Origin of the sequence: Pseudomonas sp. MPB23 (genome assembly GCF_046605395.1) — a bacterium.
Classification (GTDB): Bacteria; Pseudomonadota; Gammaproteobacteria; order Pseudomonadales; family Pseudomonadaceae; genus Aquipseudomonas.
The window spans coordinates 3981097-4000569 of sequence record NZ_CP176771.1 but is presented as its reverse complement, the minus strand read 5'-3'; the positions used below and the strand labels follow the sequence as shown (position 1 = coordinate 4000569).

At 61.8% G+C, this 19473-nt stretch carries 15 protein-coding genes; 12 read left to right on the top strand and 3 right to left on the bottom strand.

Going from position 1 to position 19473, the window contains the following annotated elements; all coding sequences use genetic code 11:
- Positions 1-149 precede the first annotated feature (149 nt).
- Complete coding sequence (locus tag ACLH0J_RS18150) at positions 150-1043, bottom strand: helix-turn-helix transcriptional regulator (RefSeq protein WP_411388428.1); 894 nt, start codon at positions 1041-1043, stop codon at positions 150-152.
- 223 nt (positions 1044-1266) lie between these two features.
- Between ACLH0J_RS18150 and ACLH0J_RS18145 the strand changes: the two genes are divergently transcribed.
- Genes ACLH0J_RS18145 through ACLH0J_RS18130 form a run of 4 tightly spaced genes read left to right on the top strand, consistent with a single transcriptional unit; the run spans position 1267 to position 5385 of the window.
- A complete protein-coding gene (locus ACLH0J_RS18145) occupies positions 1267-2922 on the top strand; it encodes a (2,3-dihydroxybenzoyl)adenylate synthase (protein ID WP_411388427.1) in 1656 nt (551 codons plus the stop codon).
- A complete protein-coding gene (locus ACLH0J_RS18140) occupies positions 2919-3689 on the top strand; it encodes a thioesterase II family protein (protein WP_411388426.1) in 771 nt (256 codons plus the stop codon). Before ACLH0J_RS18145 ends, ACLH0J_RS18140 begins: the two co-directional genes overlap by 4 nt.
- Positions 3686-3991, top strand: a complete 306-nt coding sequence (locus ACLH0J_RS18135; protein ID WP_411388425.1) for an isochorismate lyase — start codon at positions 3686-3688, stop codon at positions 3989-3991. The genes ACLH0J_RS18140 and ACLH0J_RS18135 overlap by 4 nt, the downstream gene beginning before the upstream one ends.
- Positions 3988-5385, top strand: a complete 1398-nt coding sequence (locus ACLH0J_RS18130) for an isochorismate synthase (RefSeq protein WP_411388424.1) — start codon at positions 3988-3990, stop codon at positions 5383-5385. The genes ACLH0J_RS18135 and ACLH0J_RS18130 overlap by 4 nt, the downstream gene beginning before the upstream one ends.
- 235 nt (positions 5386-5620) lie before the next feature.
- On the opposite strand, the gene ACLH0J_RS18125 is transcribed toward ACLH0J_RS18130, so the two are convergent.
- Complete coding sequence (locus ACLH0J_RS18125; RefSeq protein WP_411388423.1) at positions 5621-7819, bottom strand: TonB-dependent receptor; 2199 nt, start codon at positions 7817-7819, stop codon at positions 5621-5623.
- Between the two features lie 175 nt (positions 7820-7994).
- Here ACLH0J_RS18125 and ACLH0J_RS18120 point away from each other — a divergent pair, with 175 nt between their 5' ends.
- The 8 genes from ACLH0J_RS18120 to ACLH0J_RS18085 all read left to right on the top strand — a co-directional run bounded on the left by ACLH0J_RS18120 (position 7995) and on the right by ACLH0J_RS18085 (position 17721).
- Positions 7995-9224, top strand: a complete 1230-nt coding sequence (locus ACLH0J_RS18120) for an MFS transporter (protein WP_411388422.1) — start codon at positions 7995-7997, stop codon at positions 9222-9224.
- A 117-nt stretch (positions 9225-9341) separates the two neighbouring features.
- The gene (locus tag ACLH0J_RS18115; protein WP_411388421.1) at positions 9342-9857 is read left to right on the top strand and encodes a sigma-70 family RNA polymerase sigma factor; all 516 of its coding nucleotides are present in this window, start codon (positions 9342-9344) and stop codon (positions 9855-9857) included.
- Positions 9858-10835, top strand: a complete 978-nt coding sequence (locus tag ACLH0J_RS18110; RefSeq protein WP_411388420.1) for a FecR domain-containing protein — start codon at positions 9858-9860, stop codon at positions 10833-10835.
- A 102-nt stretch (positions 10836-10937) separates the two neighbouring features.
- Positions 10938-13340 carry a TonB-dependent siderophore receptor gene (locus tag ACLH0J_RS18105; protein ID WP_411388419.1) on the top strand — a complete coding sequence of 801 codons (2403 nt, stop codon included), beginning with the start codon at positions 10938-10940 and terminating at the stop codon, positions 13338-13340.
- A 64-nt stretch (positions 13341-13404) separates the two neighbouring features.
- The gene (locus tag ACLH0J_RS18100; protein ID WP_411388418.1) at positions 13405-14559 is read left to right on the top strand and encodes an ABC transporter substrate-binding protein; all 1155 of its coding nucleotides are present in this window, start codon (positions 13405-13407) and stop codon (positions 14557-14559) included.
- The gene (locus ACLH0J_RS18095; RefSeq protein WP_411388417.1) at positions 14556-15602 is read left to right on the top strand and encodes a FecCD family ABC transporter permease; all 1047 of its coding nucleotides are present in this window, start codon (positions 14556-14558) and stop codon (positions 15600-15602) included. The genes ACLH0J_RS18100 and ACLH0J_RS18095 overlap by 4 nt, the downstream gene beginning before the upstream one ends.
- Complete coding sequence (locus ACLH0J_RS18090; protein ID WP_411388416.1) at positions 15596-16351, top strand: ABC transporter ATP-binding protein; 756 nt, start codon at positions 15596-15598, stop codon at positions 16349-16351. The genes ACLH0J_RS18095 and ACLH0J_RS18090 overlap by 7 nt, the downstream gene beginning before the upstream one ends.
- A gap of 440 nt (positions 16352-16791) precedes the next feature.
- Positions 16792-17721 carry a LysR substrate-binding domain-containing protein gene (locus ACLH0J_RS18085; RefSeq protein ID WP_411388415.1) on the top strand — a complete coding sequence of 310 codons (930 nt, stop codon included), beginning with the start codon at positions 16792-16794 and terminating at the stop codon, positions 17719-17721.
- Between the two features lie 8 nt (positions 17722-17729).
- Here the strand turns inward: ACLH0J_RS18085 and cptA are convergent, their stop codons facing one another.
- Positions 17730-19463, bottom strand: coding sequence for a phosphoethanolamine transferase CptA (cptA, locus tag ACLH0J_RS18080; protein WP_411392857.1), 1734 nt, complete (start codon positions 19461-19463; stop codon positions 17730-17732).
- Between the last annotated feature and the right edge of the window lie 10 nt (positions 19464-19473).

The window sequence follows — 19473 nt, the reverse complement described above, 5'->3', positions numbered from 1 at the left end:
CATCCTGTGGCCCGTCTGGATAAAGTCCCTGGCTCACCAAGATGGAAGCCATTCTCAATTGGAACTCTATCGCAAGCGGTTTTTCAGAAAGCGCTCAGGGCTTTAGATAAACAGGCCTTTTCATTCGATTCAGAGACACCGTGCCGTGATTAACGGATTTCGCTGGGCGATACACCGTAGCGCTTGCGAAAGGCGATGGAAAAATGCGCCGGGCTGAATCCCACGCCGTAGGCGACGGTAGACACATTGCTTTCCTCATCGCTGAGCATGCGGTGGGCTTCGTTGAGACGATGTTCGTGCAGGTAGCCGAACACGCTGGTACCGAACACTTTGCGAAACCCCGCCGTCAGTTTGCGCGGGCTCATGCCCACGTGACTGGCCAGGGCGTTCAGGCTGGGCGGTTCGAGCAGCGAGCGCACCAGACGGTCGCGGGCGGCGTGTACACGCTCCACATCCGACGAGGTGATGCGCAGCTTATGCTCCGGCTGCCCGCGCTCACCGAGCAGGAACTGCGCGCTCAACGCGGTCAATTCCAGCGCCTTGCCACCCAGGTACAACGAGCGGCTCGGCCCCTGCATCGGGCATGTCGCAATTTGCGTGGCCAGTGCCTGCATCGCGCGCGGAGCCGGGCGCACCATCATGTACGGGTCACCGCCGCCATTGCCGAGCAGCTTGCGCGGGGCCAGGCCGAGATGGCGGTCGAGGGATTCGAGGTCCAACTGGACGATGGTGTAGCGCAGTGGCGTGGTGGTGCCGTAGATCTGCGACGAGGTGAATTCGCCGTCGTTGACGATGGTGCACAGACTCGGCCCCTTGATCGACTGCTCGCGGTGCCCGGGGATACGGCACGACAGCTCGCCACTTTGCACCAGGATCAACTTGAGGCCGCGCTCCAGCGGGTCCTCGACCCAGTTTTCGCTGTCTGACCACAACGTGCCGGTGACCAGGGTCATGTGCGGTTCCAGGTAGACCGTTCCGGGTTGGTTGCCCTTGGGTTCGGCCTGCGTCTCTTGTCGACTGGAGGCGATGATCGTAATAGTCATTGGGTTTTCCCTTGATCCTGAGGCCATTACGCGGGGCCTGACCTGAAATGAGGAGGAGGCTTTTAAACCGTAAACCTCCCTGTTTATAGCCGCTGGGTATTTCATCTAATGAAAAAGTCACAGGTCCGAAAGCCTTGGCGTTGAGAAGCACTCGGCGAAGGACAATGATAATAGATCTCATTTAGACATTTGTAGCCAATTATTTCTACAAATAGGGGATTCCATGTCATTGCACACCTGCGCACCCGATTCAGACAGCGTTGGCGACGCGCCCGACTGGCCTGCCGCATTCGCCGAACGCTACCGCCAGGCCGGTTACTGGCACGACCAGACCTTCGCTCAGGCCCTCGATGCGGTCGCCGCGCGCACCCCATCGGCCATTGCGATAACCGACGGCCCCTTGCACCTCAATTACCGCAGCCTGGCAGACCGCTGTCGGCGCCTGGCTGGGGGGTTGCACGCGCTGGGGGTCGCGGAGGGCGACAATGTGGTGGTGCACTTGCCCAACGGCGCTGCGTTTATCGAAGTGTGCTTTGCGTTGTTCCGCCTGGGCGCTCGGCCGATCCTCGCCCTGCCCGCCCACCGTCAACATGAGATCGGCGGCTTTTGTGGGTTTGCCCAGGCCTCGACCTACATCGGCGGCGCTCAATTGGAGGGCTTTGATTGCCGCCCGATGGCGCGGCGATTGGTTGCTGCCAACCCGCAGTTGCGCCACGTGGTGATCGACGGCGACGCGCAGGAATTCACCGCGTTGAGTGGGCTTTACAACAGCGCGCCGCTGGAACGGGACGCCGGTCGCGCCGACGCTGTGGCGTGTTTCCAGCTGTCGGGAGGCACCACCGGCACGCCAAAATTGATCCCGAGGCGCCACGCCGAATACCTCTATAACGTGCGCGCCAGCAGCGAAGTCTGCGAGCTGGATGCGCGTACCGTTTACCTCACCGCGTTGCCCATGGCGCATAACTTCACCCTGTGTTGCCCGGGTGTGATCGGCACGCTGATGGCCGGTGGGCGCGTGGTGTGTACGCGCCGCTCGGACCCTGAGTCCTGCTTTGCGCTGATCAGCGAGCAGCGTGTCACCGTCACCGCCCTGGTGCCACCGCTGGCGATGCTCTGGCTGGACGCCCAGGCCCAGCGCCAGGCGGACCTGTCCAGCCTGCGCGTGCTGCAAGTGGGCGGTGCGAAATTGCTCAGCAGCGCGGCAGAACGGGTCACGCCGACGCTGGGCTGCACCTTGCAACAAGTGCTGGGCATGGCCGAGGGGTTGCTGTGTTTTACCCGCCTGGATGACCGCCCGGATCTGCTGCTGCATACCCAGGGCCGTCCGCTTTGCGCCGATGATGAAGTACGCATAGTCGATGAGCAGGGCCAACCGGTACCCGAGGGTGAAGTGGGTGAACTGCAAGTGCGTGGCCCGTACACCATTCGCGGCTACTACCGCCTGCCCGAACACAATGCCCGGGCGTTCACCGCCGATGGTTTCTATTGCAGCGGCGATCGGGTCAGGCGCACCGCCGACGGTTACCTGGTGGTCGAAGGTCGTGACAAGGACCAGATCAACCGGGGCGGTGAAAAAGTCGCTGCCGAAGAAGTGGAAAACCTGCTGATCAGCCATCCCCAGGTACACGACGCCGCACTGGTGGCGATGCCGGATGCGGTGCTCGGCGAATCCACCTGTGCGTTTATCGTCGCCCGTGACCCGGTGCCCTCAGCCTTCGCACTCAAGCACTACCTGCGCGGCCACGGCCTGGCGGCGTTCAAGGTGCCGGACCGCATCGAGTTCGTCGCGCACTTCCCGCACACCGGCGTGGGTAAAGTCAGCCGCAAAGACCTGCGCGAGCGCCTGCGCCAGGCCTGGTTGCAGAGTGCCGCTTCGTGAGCCTGCACGACGAACGCTGGGTCCGCGCTTATCGACTCACACCCATGCCACGCTGGCGATGGGTGTGTTTCGCACATGCCGGGGGCAGTGCGAGTTTCTTCCGCGACTGGGTCCACGCCCTGCCCGCCGACATCGACCTGTTGGCCATTCAATACCCGGGCCGCGAAGACCGTTTCAGCGAGACGTGCCTGACCGACATGCAGCGCCTCGCCGACGGCGCCGCACACGCGTTGTCGTGTTACGCCGACCGGCCGCTGGTGTTGTTCGGCCATAGCCTGGGTGCGGTGGTGGCGTATGAAGTGGCGACGCGCCTGGAACAACGGGCAATCGCCGTCGACCACCTGTTCGTGTCCGCCCACCCGGCGCCGCAGCGCCAACGCGGCGGGCAGTTGCACCTGAGTCCCGACGCGGCCTTGCTGGACGATGTGCGGCGCCTGGCCGAGCGCCCCAATGCGTTGCTGGAGAACCCGGCCCTGTGCGAACTGTTCCTGCCCGGCTTGCGCAACGATTACCGCATCGTTGAAACCTACACCTGTGCACAACCGCAGCCACTCAACAGCCGCATCGGGGTGTTCTACCCCGAGCAAGACCCGGAAATCGAGCTTGATGAAGCCATGGCCTGGCAAGCCGCCAGCCACCAGCCACTGCACCTGCAGCGCTGGCAAGGCGGACATTTTTACCTGGTCGAGCAGCGCCAGGCACTCATCGACGCCATCGTCGCGACGCTGTCGACCCTATCGCCCTCCTTGAAGGAAACCTGTCAATGAAAACCCCCGACGCCTGTGATGGCCTTCAGGACATCCGTCACGCCATCGATTCACTGGACCACCAGATCATCGACCTCATGCGCCAACGCATGGCGTACGTCAAAGCCGCCGCGCGCTTCAAGCCGACCGAAAGCAGCATCGCCGCGCCCGAACGCGTTGCCCGGATGCTCCCGCAACGCCGCGAGTGGGCCGAGCAGGCCGGGCTGGACCCGCACTTCGTCGAAACCCTGTTTGCCCAGATCATCCATTGGTACATCGGCCAGCAAGTGCTGCACTGGCGCACGACGAGAACGCTGGCATGAGGGCCTTTGCACAGTTGCACGCCCATGCCGAGGGGATGACCGAGGTGTTCGAGCACGCCCAGCGGCGTGCGGTCGAACAAGGTGAACCGGTGTTGGCCAGTTACTCGATGAGGATCGCCCCGCTGGACTTGCTGGCGCTGTTTGGCAGTGTCGACCAGCCGGGTGCCGAGTGCCTGTTCTGGCGGGCGCCGGAAGACGACAAAAGCCTGTTCGGCTGGGGGGTGGCGGCGGAGCTGAGCAGCGCGGGCCCACAGCGTTTTGCCTCGGTCGATGCGCAATGGCGGCATTGGCTGGAAAGCGCGGTGATACGCGGCCCGCTGGCGCCTTCGGTGTGTGGCGGTTTTCGATTCGATCACCAGGTCAAGGCCAGCCCTGCCTGGCAGGGTTTTGGCGATGCGTCCCTGTTGCTGATGACGCTATTACTGGTGCGCGAGGGTGAAGACTGTTGGCTGGTGTGCCAACAGCGCGTCGCGCCCAGCGATGAGGCGCGTTGCTGTTGTGAGCACGTACTGAATGAGTGGAGCGCACTGATGGATCGCTACGTCAGCGGCGCCCCCACGACTGTTGCATTGCAGCACACCCGCGACCAGAGCCTGCCGCGGGCCTGCTGGGAAAGCAAAGTCGCGCATGCCCTGGACGTGTTGCGCGACACCGCGTTGAACAAGGTGGTGCTGGCGCGGGAAGTGGTCAGCGAATTTTCCCAGCCCATCAGCGCCGGGCACACCTTGGCCGCCCTGGCGACCAACGACCCCACGGCGTACTTGTTTGCGTTTCGACGCAACCACGCGTGTTTTATCGGCGCCTCCCCGGAGCGCCTGGTCAAACTGCACAACGGCCACCTGCAAACCCTGGCGCTGGCAGGCACTGCCCGGCGCGATCCCTGCCCGGCGCAGGATGCGCAACTGGCGCAAACGCTGCTCGGCTGCCAGAAGAACCAGCATGAACACGCCGTGGTGGTGCAGATCATTCAGCGTGACCTGGCGCCCTGGGTACGCCCGTTGCACGTTCCCCCGGCGCCGCACATCAAGCGGCTCAGCCGCGTGCAGCACTTGGCCACGCTGATCGAAGGCGCACTGCGCCCGCAGAGCAGTTTGCTGGACATGGTTGCAATCCTGCACCCGACGCCCGCCGTAGGCGGCCATGAACGCCGGCAGGCGCTGGAGCATATCCGCCAATTCGAGGGCTTTGACCGTGGCTGGTACGCGGCGCCGTTAGGCTGGCTGGATGCCCACGGCAACGGCGAATTTATCGTCGGCTTGCCCAGTGCCTTGCTCAACGGCAACCAAGCCCGCTTATTTGCCGGCTGTGGCATCGTCGAACATTCCGACCCCGCCAGCGAATACGATGAAACCTGCATCAAATTGGCGGGCATGCGCGCCGCGTTGCAGGTGTAGCGCAACAAGGCAACCTCGCCGTGCAACAGGCGCAGATTGCCCTGAGCCTGGCCGAAAAGGACATCAACAAGGAACAAGCCGGCCACTTGCCGACGTGACCCACGGCTTTGAGGCCGGTTCGCGCATCAACACCGATGTGCTGGACGCACAGCAGAAAGTCACCGATACCCAACAACGTTTGGCCCAGCAGCGCTAAGGTTATTGCTGGCGCATGATTAATCCATACCAGCCCCCGTCAAAAATCGACGGTAGCCGACAGTTGCAAGGTGCGTGGATACCCCGGGGAAAACGCACCGTAAGAGGCCACGCCGGACCAATACTCACGGTCGAACACGTTCTGTACCGTGGCGCGGAAGGTCGTCGGTCGCCCTTCTATTTTGGTGGCGTAACGCGCACCGGCATCAATGCGGGTCCAGGAATCGAGTGCCTGAGTGTTGGCCTGGTTGATGTATTGGCTGTCGGTGTAGATCGCGCCGCCGGTGAGGGTGAAACCTTCCAGCCACGGGGTGTCGTATTCCGCCCACAGGTTGGCCTGGATATCGGGCACGCCGACCGGCTTGTTGCCCTGGTTAGCGGCAGTCGCCGATTTGGTCAGCTCCCCATCGAGGAAGGTCACACCGCCCATCAAGCGGGTGCCGGTGGCCACTTCGCCGAACACGCTCAGTTCCAGGCCACGGTTGCGCTGTTCGGCCAGCACCGAATACACACCATTGGCGCCCAGTTCGCCGGCAGGTTTCTCGATCTGAAACAACGCCAGCGTGGTCATGAAGGTGCCGTGTTCATACTTCACCCCCAGTTCGTGCTGCTTGGACTCATACGGCGCAAAGGTTTCCCCGGCGTTGCTCGCCGTGCCCGGTGCCGCGTCGCCTTTGCTCAGCCCTTCGACATAGTTGTAGTAGAGGGAGACGTCCTCCCAAGGCTTGACCACCAATCCCAGCAAAGGCGTGGTGGCGTTGGCACTGTAACGAGCGCTGACGGTGCCGGCAGCATCGTAGTTACGTGACTCGATAAACTGCCGGCGCACGCCCAGGGTCAGTTGGAGACGGTCATCGAGCATCCCCAAGGTGTCGGTCAACGCCACGCCGGACAATTCCGACTCGGAAATTCGCAGCACTTTGGGCGTGTTGATGTATTGCTTGGGCGTGTCCACCGGGTGGTAGATATTGGAGAGGACTGTCGTGCCGTTGTTGATGCCCCGCGACAGCTCATCCTGGTAACGGGTCGCCATCAGCGTGGTGGTATGGGTGACCGGGCCGGTGGCGAAGAGCCCACGCATCCCCACATCGGCGGTAGAACGGTCGACGTTGAATTTGTAATAGCCCGGGACGTTGCTGGTATCACCGGCATCATTGAGGATGCGCGGCACCTGGTCGGACATGCGTTTCACATCCGACTTGCCGCCCCCTGCATGGGCGAACACCGTGAGGTTGTCGCTCAGATCATATTCACCGCCGAGCAATGCGGACTGTTCCCGGGTATCCGACCAGCCCCACTTTTGCGCCACGCTGGTGCGGCCATTCGGGGCGGATGGCACTTCAACGCCCGGTGCGACGGTGAACGGGCGTGAGGCCCCCTCGAAGCTTTCTTTCTGATTGATGTAGTCGAGGTTCAAGCGTAGCCGCTCGCCACGATAATCCAGGGCAATCGCACCGATCCCTACGTCGCGATGCTGGTCGTTCACGGCCGTGTCGCCGCCCTGCAGGCTGCCGTTAAAGCGCACGCCGAACTGGTTTTCCTCACCAAAACGCCGACTGATATCCAGGTGCCCGCCCGCTTGGGAGTCCGACGCGTAGCTGCCCGTAAACCGGGTCAGGTCTTGCTCCAGCGGCCGCTTGGGGACAATGTTGATGACCCCTCCGACGCCACTGTTGGGCGAGATGCCGTACATCAAGGCGCCCGGCCCCTTAAGCACTTCGATACGCTCGGCGTACTCGGTAAAAGCCCGGTAGTTGGGTGCTACGCCATACACACCGTCGTAGGCCAGCTCACCCAGGTTGCCTTCGCCGATGGCAAAACCGCGAATGAAAAACGAATCGACGATACCGCCCGTCTGCCCCGTGGAGCGCACCGAGGGGTCGCGTTCCAGGGCATCGGCAACGGTGACGGTTTGCAGGTCGGCAAGGGTTTTGGCGGTGTAGCTGGTGACGTTGAATGGCGTGTCCATTACGTCTTTATTGCCCATCATTCCGAGCCGCGCACCGCGCGCCACCTGCCCACCGGGAAGGACCTCGGGCAGCGCCGTCGGGCCGTTGTAGCGGCCGTCGATCGTGGTGGTGTCGAGGGTCAGGCTGGGCGTGCTGTCATCCGTGGCGACAGGCGTGGGTGTCTGCGCCCAGGCATTGGCGCCTGCTGCGACCAGGACGACATTCAACAGGGCAGTTCGAATGGCAAGTGTTAACGCGCGTTCACCGCAGGGCCGACTGGCAACAGGCATGATGAGGGGATCCTTTCAACGAGAGAAAATGGGAATCACTCCTAATGCCAGTCGACGTGCGAAAAAGTATCACTCGCCCATTTAATTTTTTTTGCACGGTGCGCAGGGTTGTACTGGACGCGGCGTTCCTCACACACTTGCAGGAAATGGCCCTGTGGCTGACCAAGGAGTACTGATGTCCCAAGCAGGTGCCATCCAGGGTTCGCGTGTAAGAATCCTCATTTATCTTCTGTTCACGATCCAGTTGGTCTCCATGGGCGCGATGGAAATGAGCGGACCATTCTGGCCCGTGCACCTGCGCGAACTGGCCTCCTCGGAGTCGGTATTCAGCTTCGCCAGCATCGCCGTGTACGTCGGGCCGATGCTGGGCATCATGCTGACCAGCGCATTCTGGGGCCGTGTCGGCGATCGCTACGGCCACAAGTTGATGATGATCCGCGCACTCGCGGGGCTGTCCCTGACCCAGCTCGGGCTGGCGTTTTTCAGTGACATCTGGGTAATTCTGGCGCTGCGTTTTCTGCAGGGTGCCTTTGCCGGCTACATAGCCCCGGCGCAGGCTTACGGGGTCAGTATCGAAGCGCCGTCGCGACGGGCCCGGTTGTTTGCGATCCTGCAGATATCGACCAATGTCGGCTCACTGCTGGGCGCGGTTGCTGGCGGCCTGATCCTCGATTACGCGACGTTTTTCTGGATCAACATCGTCGCTTCCGTGCTCTGCGCACTCTGTACCGTAATCGCCGCCGTGACGTTGCCGGATGTGCCTCCTGTCCCCAAGAAACCGACGGTGGCCACCAGCGCGCAGGCTGCAGGCACCGACAGCGTATGGCTCAACTCTCCCCTGCTGTCGCTGTTGTGCGTCATGGGGATCCTGCTGCTGGCGCGCATGCTGCCGCAGACATCGTTCTCGCTGTACGTGAGCTCGACGTTCGAGGTCAGCAATTCAGTTGTCGGCCTGTGCTACGGGTTGCTGGCGCTGGGCTTTATCCTGTCGGCAACGGCATGGTCGCGCTACTTCGAGCATCGTTCCCAGGCAGAAACGCTGCAACGCATCACGTATATCGTCGTGGGCTGCATCGCCTTGACCGCCGTGGCGGGCGTAACGCGCAGCCCCGTGGTATTTATCGTCGCCTACTTGATTTGGGGGGTACTGCTGGGAGCGACCACCCCCGTGCTGATGGCATTGGTCTCGAAAACCGCCGACAGCTCGCGACAAGGCTACGTACTGGGGATTGCTCAAAGTACTGCGCAGTTTGCCTCGATTGCCGGCATCTCCATCGGTGGCTTGCTGAGCCAGGTCTACGGCCTGCAATACACCTATCTTTTCGTGGGCCTGGCCTATGCCGTGGCGCTGATCCCCATGGTCGCGTTGCGGTACTGGTCGGTGCCCGCGCCGTCCAACCGCTGATTAACGCCTTGATATGCCTGTCACACGCCTGATCATCGGACATGATCGCGCTTGCGCTCACGTCAGTTTGTCAACTAGCATTGGGAATACTTCTCAATTACAAACAAATCTGCCGCCATGAGCGAAACCTCTTCTGCCAATCACCTCAATCACCTGCGCGCCATCGAAGCCCTGTACAGCGGGCATCACGGCTGGCTGTACGCCACGCTGAAGAGAAAACTGGGTAACGCCATGGATGCGGCGGATCTGGCGCAGGACACCTTCACCCGGATTCTGGCCTCACAAGTCACGGTGATTGACCAGCCACGGGCGTACTTGAGCTGCGTGGCCAAGGGCATTCTGATCAACTGGTACCAGCGCAAGGCACTGGAACGCGCCTACCTGGATGCACTGGCGAACGTGCCTGCCCACGAAGCGCCGTCGCCCGAGGCGCACTTCATGGTGCTGGAAACCCTGCACGAAATCGACGCCATGCTCGATACCCTTGCGCCACTGGTCAAGCGCGCCTTCCTGCTGTCGCAGATCAACGGCCTCAAGTACGACGACATCGCCGAGCAGTTGGGTGTGTCGCTGATCACCGTCAAACGCTACATGAAACAGGCCTTCGTACAGTGCCTGATGCTGGTGGCGTGAATGCTCGGCCTGCGCAAGGAACCGCCGCTGGACCCTCTGGTGCTCGAAGAAGCCGCCGAGTGGCTGATGCGCTTGAGCGAACGCGAACTGAGCGACCACGAACGCGCCGAATGGGAGCGCTGGAAGGTCAGCAGCCCGGAGCGGGATCGCGCCTGGTCGCGTGCGCAATTGCTGCAGAGCAAGTTCGGCGGCCTGCCATCCTCACTGGCGATGTCGGCGCTGGACCGACCAAACAGCCCGGAACGTCGTGCAGCGCTGGGCAAGCTGGCAATCCTGTTGGCGGTGATGCCGGTGGGCTGGGGAAGCTGGAAGCTGGCGCAATCGCAGCAATGGTCAGCGGACTACCGCACCGACGTTGGCCAGCGCCGCGAACTGACCCTGGCCGATGGCTCGCGCATCACCCTGAACACCGATACCGCCATCGACGTCATATTCGACGACCGCCAACGGCTTATTCACCTGCGCGAAGGCGAAATCCTGGTGCAGACCGCCGTGGACACCGCCCCCCTGCCCCGGCCTTTCCTGATCAGTTCCCGCCAGGGGCGCATGCAGGCGCTGGGCACACGCTTTACCGTACGTGAAGTGAGCCCACGCACGCACCTCGCGGTCATCGACGGCGCGGTGAGCGTGATATTGGCCGATAACCGCCAGACTCCGCCGCTGATCGTCAACGCCGGACAGCGCACCGACTTTTCCTCACAGACCTTTGGTGACCTGGCGCCGACCGATCGCTACATCGGCTCATGGACCCAAGGCATGTTGATGGCCGACAAGATGCGCCTGGCGGATTTCGTCGCGCAACTGACGCGCTACCGCAGAGGTTTCCTGCGCTGTGATCCCGCCATCGCCGACCTGCGCATTTCCGGGGCCTTTCCGCTCAGTGATACCGATCGCACCTTGAGCATGCTGGTGCACACCTACCCCGTGCGAGCGAACAGTCATTTGCACGGTTATTGGGTCACCCTGTCGCCCGCCTGATCGCGCGCCAAAAATAAACAGCGACCAGGGTGATACTTTTTTCGATCTCGGCTGGCAAAGACAAGAACAGCCTTTTCCTCTCGTCCATTGGGTCATCCTTTCATGCTCGTAGCGCGGCCCCTGCGTCCGGCTCGTCCGTTCAAACCAATGGTCCTCAGCCTGCTGCTGGCCAGTGCCGTGTGCCTGCCGGCATTGGCGGATGAACCCGTCCCATTGGACTCGGTCGCGTTGCAGACCTACCACATTGCCCCCGGCCCGCTCGGTGCGACGCTCTCAAGCTTTGCCGTGGACGCCGGCATTGCCTTGTCGTTCCAGCCGTCGATCACGGAGGGGCTGATCAGTCCCGAACTGAGCGGGACTTACTCCACGCAGGAGGCCGTCATGCGGTTGCTCGCAGGCAGCGGCCTGGAAATGCTGTTGCGCAGCGATGGCAGCTACACCCTGGTACTGCGCCGGGTAACGCTGTCGACCACCACGGTGGAGGCGGCGCAACAACATGTCGATAGCCTGCCGCCGGAGTACCCGGGCGGCCAGGTCGCGGAGGGTGGGCGTCTCGGCCTGCTCGGCAATACGGATGTGATGGACGCGCCTTTCAGCATCAGTACCTATACCGCGTCATTGATCAAAGACCAGCAGGCCACAACCGTGGGCGACGTGCTGGAGCGCGACTCCTCGGTGCGCTCCACCGGCCAGACGGGGGGCATCGTCGATTCATTCTTTATTCGTGGTTTTCCAGTGGGCGAAGGTAACCTCGGGGAACTCGCGTTCGACGGTGTGTACGGTGTGGCCTCCAATTACCGGGTATTCACCGACTACGCCGAACGCATCGAAGTGGTCAAAGGCCCCGGCGCCCTCCTCTACGGCATGTCCCCCAACAGCGCCGTCGGTGGCGTGATCAACGTGGTCCCCAAGCGCTCCCTGGACGAGGACCTGACCCGCGTCACCGCCACCTACGCCCAGGACCTGCAACTGGGCGCCCACATCGACCTGAGTCGGCGGTTTGGCGAGGACCGGCGATTCGGCCTGCGCGTCAACGGCCGTGTGCAGCAGGGTGACACCGTCATCGACAAGCAATCGCGGGGTGTCGGAGTCAGTGCCATCGCCCTGGATTACCAGGGTGATCGCCTGCGCACCAGCCTGGACCTGATCGCCCAGCAAGAGCAATTTGACGCGGCTTCACGGCCATTCCTGATCGCTCCCGGCGTGCCCATTCCCCACGCTGCCAACGGGCGTACCAACGTCAGCCAGGATTGGGGCTGGTCCAAGACCCGTGACGAATCGGCATTGCTGGGTGGCGAGTATGACGTGAGCGCCGCACTGACCCTGTTTGCCCATGCCGGCGGTGGGAAGTCGAACGTGGCCCGCCTTTCCGACCAGACCCCGACCATCATCAACACCGCCGGCGACACCTCGTCGATCCCCGGCTATTACAAATTCAAGGTCCGGCGCTACACGGTCGACACCGGAGCCCGACTGCGTTTCGACACGGGGCCGATCAGCCACAGCACCACGCTGCAAGTCACGCGTTATCGCGATGAATTGTCACGCGGCATCCTTTCCGGCCCGCCGATCCTGTCGAACATCTACCACCCAATCGCGCGTCCCGAGGCTGACCTTGCAACGCCTGCCACGCCAAAAGTCTCGGCGACCGAATTGTCCGGCGTCGCGGTTGCCGACACCTTGTCGATGTTCGATCAGCGCCTGCAGGTGACTGCCGGCCTGCGCAAACAGACGATCCGTTCCAACAACTACAACGCAGCAGGCGCGGTGACGACGGCTTATGACGACGGCAAGACGACGCCGCTGTTCGGGGCAGTTGTCAGGCCCTGGGAGCATGTGTCGCTCTACTACAACTACCTGGAAGGCTTGAGCAAAGGCGATATCGCCCCCGCCACGGCCTCGAACGCAGGCCAAATCTTTGCCCCCTATGTCTCACGCCAGCATGAGGTCGGGGTCAAGCTCGACTACGGCACGGTCATGTCCACCCTCGCGCTGTTCCAGATCACCAAACCCAGCGGCGAGTTGTCAGGCACAACCTTTGCGGTACAAGGCGAACAGCGTAACCGGGGCCTGGAGTTGAACGTATCCGGTGAGGCCGGCCGAGGCACACGCCTGCTCGGCGGCGTGACGCTGCTGGATGCACAACTGACCAAAAGCGGGGTTGCCGCCAACCGGGGCAACACCCCGGTGGGAGTGCCCAAGGTTCAAGCCAACCTCTGGGCCGAGTGGGACGTGCCCTGGGTCGAGGGGCTGACGTTGACCGGCGGCGCGTTGTACACCGCCCGCCAATACGTGGACCAGGCCAATACCCAGCAGTTGGCCCCCTGGACCCGCTTCGATATGGGCCTGCGCTACAGCACGCGCATCGCCCAGCGGCCGACGACCTTTCGCGCCACAGTACAGAACGTGTTCGACCGTGAGTATTGGTCGGGCGTCGCCTCCTACGGTGCGTTCTCTCAAGGCGCGCCCCGCACTTTTCTACTGTCGACCACGGTCGATTTCTGAAACCTTCGGCCCGGCACGGCGAGCTGCACCGCCACCCGGCCCGACCACTGCAAAGGCTTTAACCATGGTCACCATTGTTCGACGCAGCCACGCCTTCGCCGGGCTGCTGTTTGCGGGTTTGTTGGGATGGGCACTGCCGTCAACGGCAGCCGAGCCGCCGGCAACGCGCAGCACCGTCACCGATTTGCTCGGGCGCCAGGTCAAGGTGCACCTGCCGGTCAGGCGGGTCATTCTGGGGGAAGGTCGTCAGTTGTACCTGGTTGCCGCGTTGGATACGCAAAACCCCATCGAGCGAATTGTCGGCTGGCGCAAGGACTTGATCCAATCCGACCCGGACACCTATGGCGCTTACCTGCGTAAATTTCCCGCCATCGCCAAAATCCCCACCTTTGGCGGCTTTGAAGACGGCACCTTCGATATCGAGCAGGCCATCTCACAGCACCCGGACGTGATCATCCTCAATATCGAGGCCCAGCACGCGACCGAGGACGCCCGGTATATCGAAAAGCTCGACGCCTTGGGGATTCCCGTGGTGTATGTCGACTTTCGTAACCACCCGATGCAGAACACCGAACCCACCATGCGCCTGTTCGGCCAGTTGTTCGGCAAAGAGGCGCGTGCCGAGGCGTTTATCGACTTTCGCAACCAGCAGATCCGCCGCGTCATCGACGTGATCAACGCCCAACACCCTGCGCGCCCCAACGTGTTCATCGAGCGTATCGGTGGCTACACCGACGATTGCTGCCTGAGTTTCGGCAATGAAAACTTTGGTCTGTTCGTAGAGATGGCCGGTGGCAACAATATCGCCAGAAACGTCATCCCCAGTACCTTCGGCCAGTTGAACCCCGAGCAGGTGGTGGTCGCCAATCCGCAACAGGTGGTGGTCACCAGTGCCAACTGGGAAGCCTTTGCCCCCGGTGGCCACTGGGTCGGTGTGGGCCCCGGTGCCGACATGGCACAAGCCCGGCGCAAACTGGCGTGGTACACCCAGCGCGCGGCCTATGCCGGGATCAAGGCACAGGATGACCAGGCGTTCCACGCGATCTGGCATCAGTTCTACAACAGCCCGTATCAGTTCGTGGCCATCCAGCAGTTGGCCAAGTGGTTTCATCCGACACTGTTTACCGACCTGGACCCTGACGCCTCGTTTCGCGAATTGCACGAGCGATTCCTGCCGGTGCCCTATGAGCCGGGTTACTTCGTGAGCCTCAAACCATGAGCGCCGTGATTCAACGCGACACCTACCGGCGCCTGGTGCTGCGCAAACGCCTGATCCTCGGCGGCCTGGCCCTGCTGCTGTTGTGCAGTGTGCTGCTTGACCTGGCCCTGGGGCCGGCGAGCTACAGCTTCAATGAAGTGCTCGGTGCACTCTTTGCGCCGGACAGTGCGCCGGCGCAGGTTCGCGTGGTGATGTGGGACATCCGCCTGCCGATCGCGCTGATGGCGGTTGCCGTGGGGGCAGCGTTGTCACTGGCCGGAGCGCAGATGCAGACCATCCTCAACAACCCGCTGGCCAGCCCCTTCACCCTGGGCATTTCCGCCGCCGCAAGTTTTGGTGCAGCCATGGGGCTGGCGTTTGGTGTGGCGCTGTTTCCGTTGGCGGCGCAGTACATGGTGCCGGCCAACGCGTTCATCATGGCCATGCTTTCTGCGTTGCTGATTCACTTCCTGAGCATGCGTCGCGGGGTCACCGCAGAAACCATCGTGCTGCTGGGTATCGCCCTGGTGTTCACATTCAACGCGTTATTGGCCCTGGTGCAGTTTTTCGCCACCGAGCAAGCCGTGGCGGCCGTGGTGTTCTGGACCATGGGCAGCCTGACCAAAGCCACCTGGCCCAAACTCGGGGTGATCTGCCTGGTGATCGTGATCACCCTGCCGATCTTTGCCAAACGCGCCTGGGCCCTGACCGCGCTGCGACTGGGCGACGACAAGGCCGCCAGTTTCGGGATCAACGTGCGCAGCCTGCGCTTTCAGACGCTGATCATGGTCAGCCTGCTCGCCTCATTCCCCGTGGCCTTTGTTGGCACCATCGGTTTTATCGGGCTGGTCGGCCCGCATATCGCGCGGATGTTGATCGGCGAGGACCAACGTTTCTTCCTGCCCGCCTCGCTGCTGACCGGCGCTTTGATTCTGTCCGCCAGTTCAGTGGTGAGCAAAACCCTGATCCCGGGTGCCATCTTCCCGATTGGGGTGGTCACTTCGCTGATCGGCGTGCCGTTCTTCATTTCTCTGATCCTCAGCGGGAAGAAAAACTCATGGTGAAGATTCAACTGCAAGACCTGGGTGCCCGCTATGGCCAGCGCACGATCATCCGTGGCGTCAGCACTGCCGCGTTCACCGGTGGACAGGTGGTCGCCGTGGTGGGGCCCAATGCGGCAGGCAAGTCGACCCTGTTCAAACGCATGGCCGGGCTGATCGACGGGCCTGGGCAGGTGATCCTGCAGAACTCGAAAAAGGGCCAGCAGGGCATCTGCTATATGCCCCAGGGCTTGAATGCCAGTGCGCGGTTGACGGTCTACGAATCGGTGCTCCTGGCCCGCAAGCAACGGTCGCCGCAATGGACCGTCCACGATGACGAGTTGAACCGGGTGGACGAAATGCTCGAGGCCCTAGGCATCAGCGACTTGTCCTTTCGCAACCTTGGCGAACTCAGCGGCGGCCAGCAGCAACTGGTGTCCATCGCCCAGACCTTGGTGCGCGAACCGGAAATCCTGTTGATGGACGAGCCCACCAGCGCCCTCGATATGCATCGTCAGGTGCAGGTCTTGAACTTCATGGGCGCACTGGCCCGCAAACAGCAGGTCATCGTGTTTATTGCCCTGCATGACCTGAACCAGGCGTTGCGCTTCGCCGACCAGGTATTGGTGATTGCAGACGGCACCGCGCAGGGCAGCGGCGCGAGTCATGAGGTGATCACCGAACGCATGCTGCGCGAGGTGTACCAGGTTGAGGCGCGGATTGAGCAATGCAGCCGGGGACAACGACATATTTTGATCGACGGTATAAGTTGACAGCGTACCCCACGATTACGGCGTTTCATTACGCAGCATGCCCCTTGACACCTTTCAGGGCGCCACCGGGTCCATTTCGAACAGAAATTCTTCCTTGCTCAGTTGCTTGCGTTTGCCTGCGTACGCGGCAGCGGCAAAGGTCTTCGGCTTCATCATCGAAAAAGCTCGGCGACGGGTTGTCCGGTGGATTTGCCCAACCCGGAAGTCTTTTTCAGCGCTTCCCTAATAACGATCGCTCACCATTGTTGCGAAAACGGTAATTAGGCATTCCAGAAAGCGCCATGGTGCGACTGAAAAGCACATGCTAAGTTTCGCGCCGCGTAACAATTTGAAACGCTTTTCTATGGCATGAGTGCGTCTAGCTCAACCATTAGACACGTCTTCGCTCAACTTTCCAGGCACTGCCATGCGCCGACTTGCACGGCAGTTGAAAGGCGCCTATGAATCGAAATGAACTGCGAAAATCCGACATCAACCTGATGGTCATTTTCGAAGCGCTCATGCAGGAACAAAACGTCACCCGCGTCGCCGAAAAAATGTATTTGGGCCAGCCAACCGTCAGCACAGCCCTGGGCCGGCTGCGAACACTGTTCAATGACCCCCTGTTTGTTCGAGTGGGCCACCGCATGGAGCCCACTCGCCGCGCCGAAGAAATCATCCGGCATCTGTCGCCAGCGCTTGATGCCATGGCCACGGCGCTCAGCCTCGCCCACCAGTTCGATCCGCTGGAAAGCCGCCTGACCTTCAAGATCGGCCTTTCCGACGACGTCGAATTCGCCCTGCTGCCGCCCTTTCTGGCAGCGCTGCGCGATGAAGCCCCCAACGTGGTCGTGATCATCCAGCATGCCGACTATTGGCGTATTCCCGACCTATTGGCGTCCGGTGAGATCACCGTCGGCATCACCGAGACCCGCGAACTGCCCGCGAATGCCAAGCGCAAACTGCTCAGAAGCGTCGAACCACGCATCCTGCGCGCCGATAACGCTGACGCACCGTTGACCCTGGACGAGTTCTGTACCCGCCCCCATGTTCAAGTCTCTTACACGGCCAATATCCACGGTATCGTCGATGAATGCCTGGCTAAAATCGGCCGCGACCGCAAGGTGGTACTGTCGATCCCGCAGTTCAGCTCGCTGCCGGCGGCCCTCAACGCCACCAATCTGCTGGCGAGCTGCCCCGACTATGCGGCGAAGGCGTTGCTGGGGTGGGGTAATTTGCGCGACGAACCCTGCCCGTTCGAGGTGCCGGCGCAGGAGTTGTCCATGGTCTGGCTGAGCCTGACTGACAACGACCCGGCCGAGCGCTGGTTGCGCACCCGGCTAGAGCAGCACATGGGCAACCTGGGCAACCTGGCGGCCGCTGCGGCTTAGCCGGCCATTCAAGGTGCGCGGCCCAGCGTATTGAAGTCACGCAACTTGCCCGGTTGGCGCGGATCACCAATCAGTAGCCGGCCGCGGCGATAGGCCGGGTTGACGATGCTTTTCCACGGTTCGAACGTGTCGAAGCGCAGCCCGGCCAGATCCGCCCAGGTGTGGATGAAGTGCGACGTGGTCCACTCGCGATGCAATGCATCGCGCAGATCGAGCGGGTTGTCCGCTTTCCAGCTCGGCGAGCGCCATACCAGGAAAGGCACGGTGTACATCGGCGGTGTCGGCGCCTCTTCATTGCGCCCCAGCATGTGCGGGGCCACCGGGTCGTACACTGACTCACCATGATCTGACAGATACACCAGGAAGCCATGGGGGTTGGAGCGTTTGAAGCGATCAATCAACGAGCTGACCACGTAATCGTTGTAGAACACGGCATTGTCATAGTCGTTGTATTTGCGCAGCGTCTTGTCCGTGATGTAGCGCGGTACTTCGGCGCTGTCCTGGAAGCGCGCGTAGCTGCTGGGAAAACGGTAGCGGTAGTTCATGTGGGTGCCCAGCAGGTGCACGACGATCAGCTTGCGCGGTGCCGTGTCCTTGAGGACCTGGCTAAACGGCGCCAGCACGTCTTCGTCGTATTGGCTGGTGGAGTTCTGATCCCGGTTGTTATTCAGATAGACCTGCTCGTCCGCCTGCTTGGAGAAGGTGGTGAGCATGGTATTGCGCTGGGTCATGGTCTGCTGATTGGTGATCCAGAACGTTTTGTAACCCGCCTGCTTCATCACGCTGATCAACGAAGGCGTCGTCAGGTACAGGTCCGGGTGCTCCTGGTCGGCAAAGGTCAACACCTGCTGCAGCGCTTCGATGGTATACGGGCGCGACGCCACGACCTGATCAAACACGTCGAGCTCGAACCGCAAGGCATCCAGTTGTGGCGTGGTCTGGCGAGTGTAGCCGTACAGACTCATGCGCTGGCGATCGGTCGACTCGCCGATGACCAACACCATTGTCGCTGGCTGCCCGGCTTGGGCATCGACCAGGTGCTGCAAGGGCGCAATGGCTTTCCAGTCCTCGAACATACTCGCCATATCGGCCAATTGCTGATGGTACTGCGCGTAGCCAATGACCATCTGCCAGGGCGATGCCGACTGCAGATTCTGCTGAAACTTACCGATGCGCATGTCCAGGTCGCCACGCTTTCGATACTCATGGAGGGCTGAGTAGCCCACCGATGCAAAGGCAATCAGCAGGCACAACACCACCTTGGCGCGCCCCGAGAACGCAACGGGGCGAACCCTGAACCATAACCCCAGCGCGATGACGGTGTAGGCAACCAGCACGGCCAATTTAGACCAGGAAAAATACTGGGAAATATACTCACTGGACTCACTCATGTTGGATTCGAACATGATGAAGATCGCGCTTTGCGAAAACTCCTGGCCATAGATCAGGAAGTAAGCCAGCGCGGTCAGCGAGCACATCCACAACACCAGCCCTGTCAATCCGACGATGGGCCGTGTCCAGCGTGGAAACAGCAATGGCGGGATCAGCCACAGCAGGCTTGCCGCGCTGGCTTGCCAGAAGCCCTCAAGGCCGGCGACATCGCTGTGGTAGAACAACCATTGCAGGGGCCCGGAGAAATACCAGAAAAACAGATACATGATGGCCAGCGAGTAGACACTGGAACGGCGCAGGACCGGCGTGCCAGAGGCATTCGCAAAGGGCTGGGCGCCGGGATGGGGCATAGGCTTATTC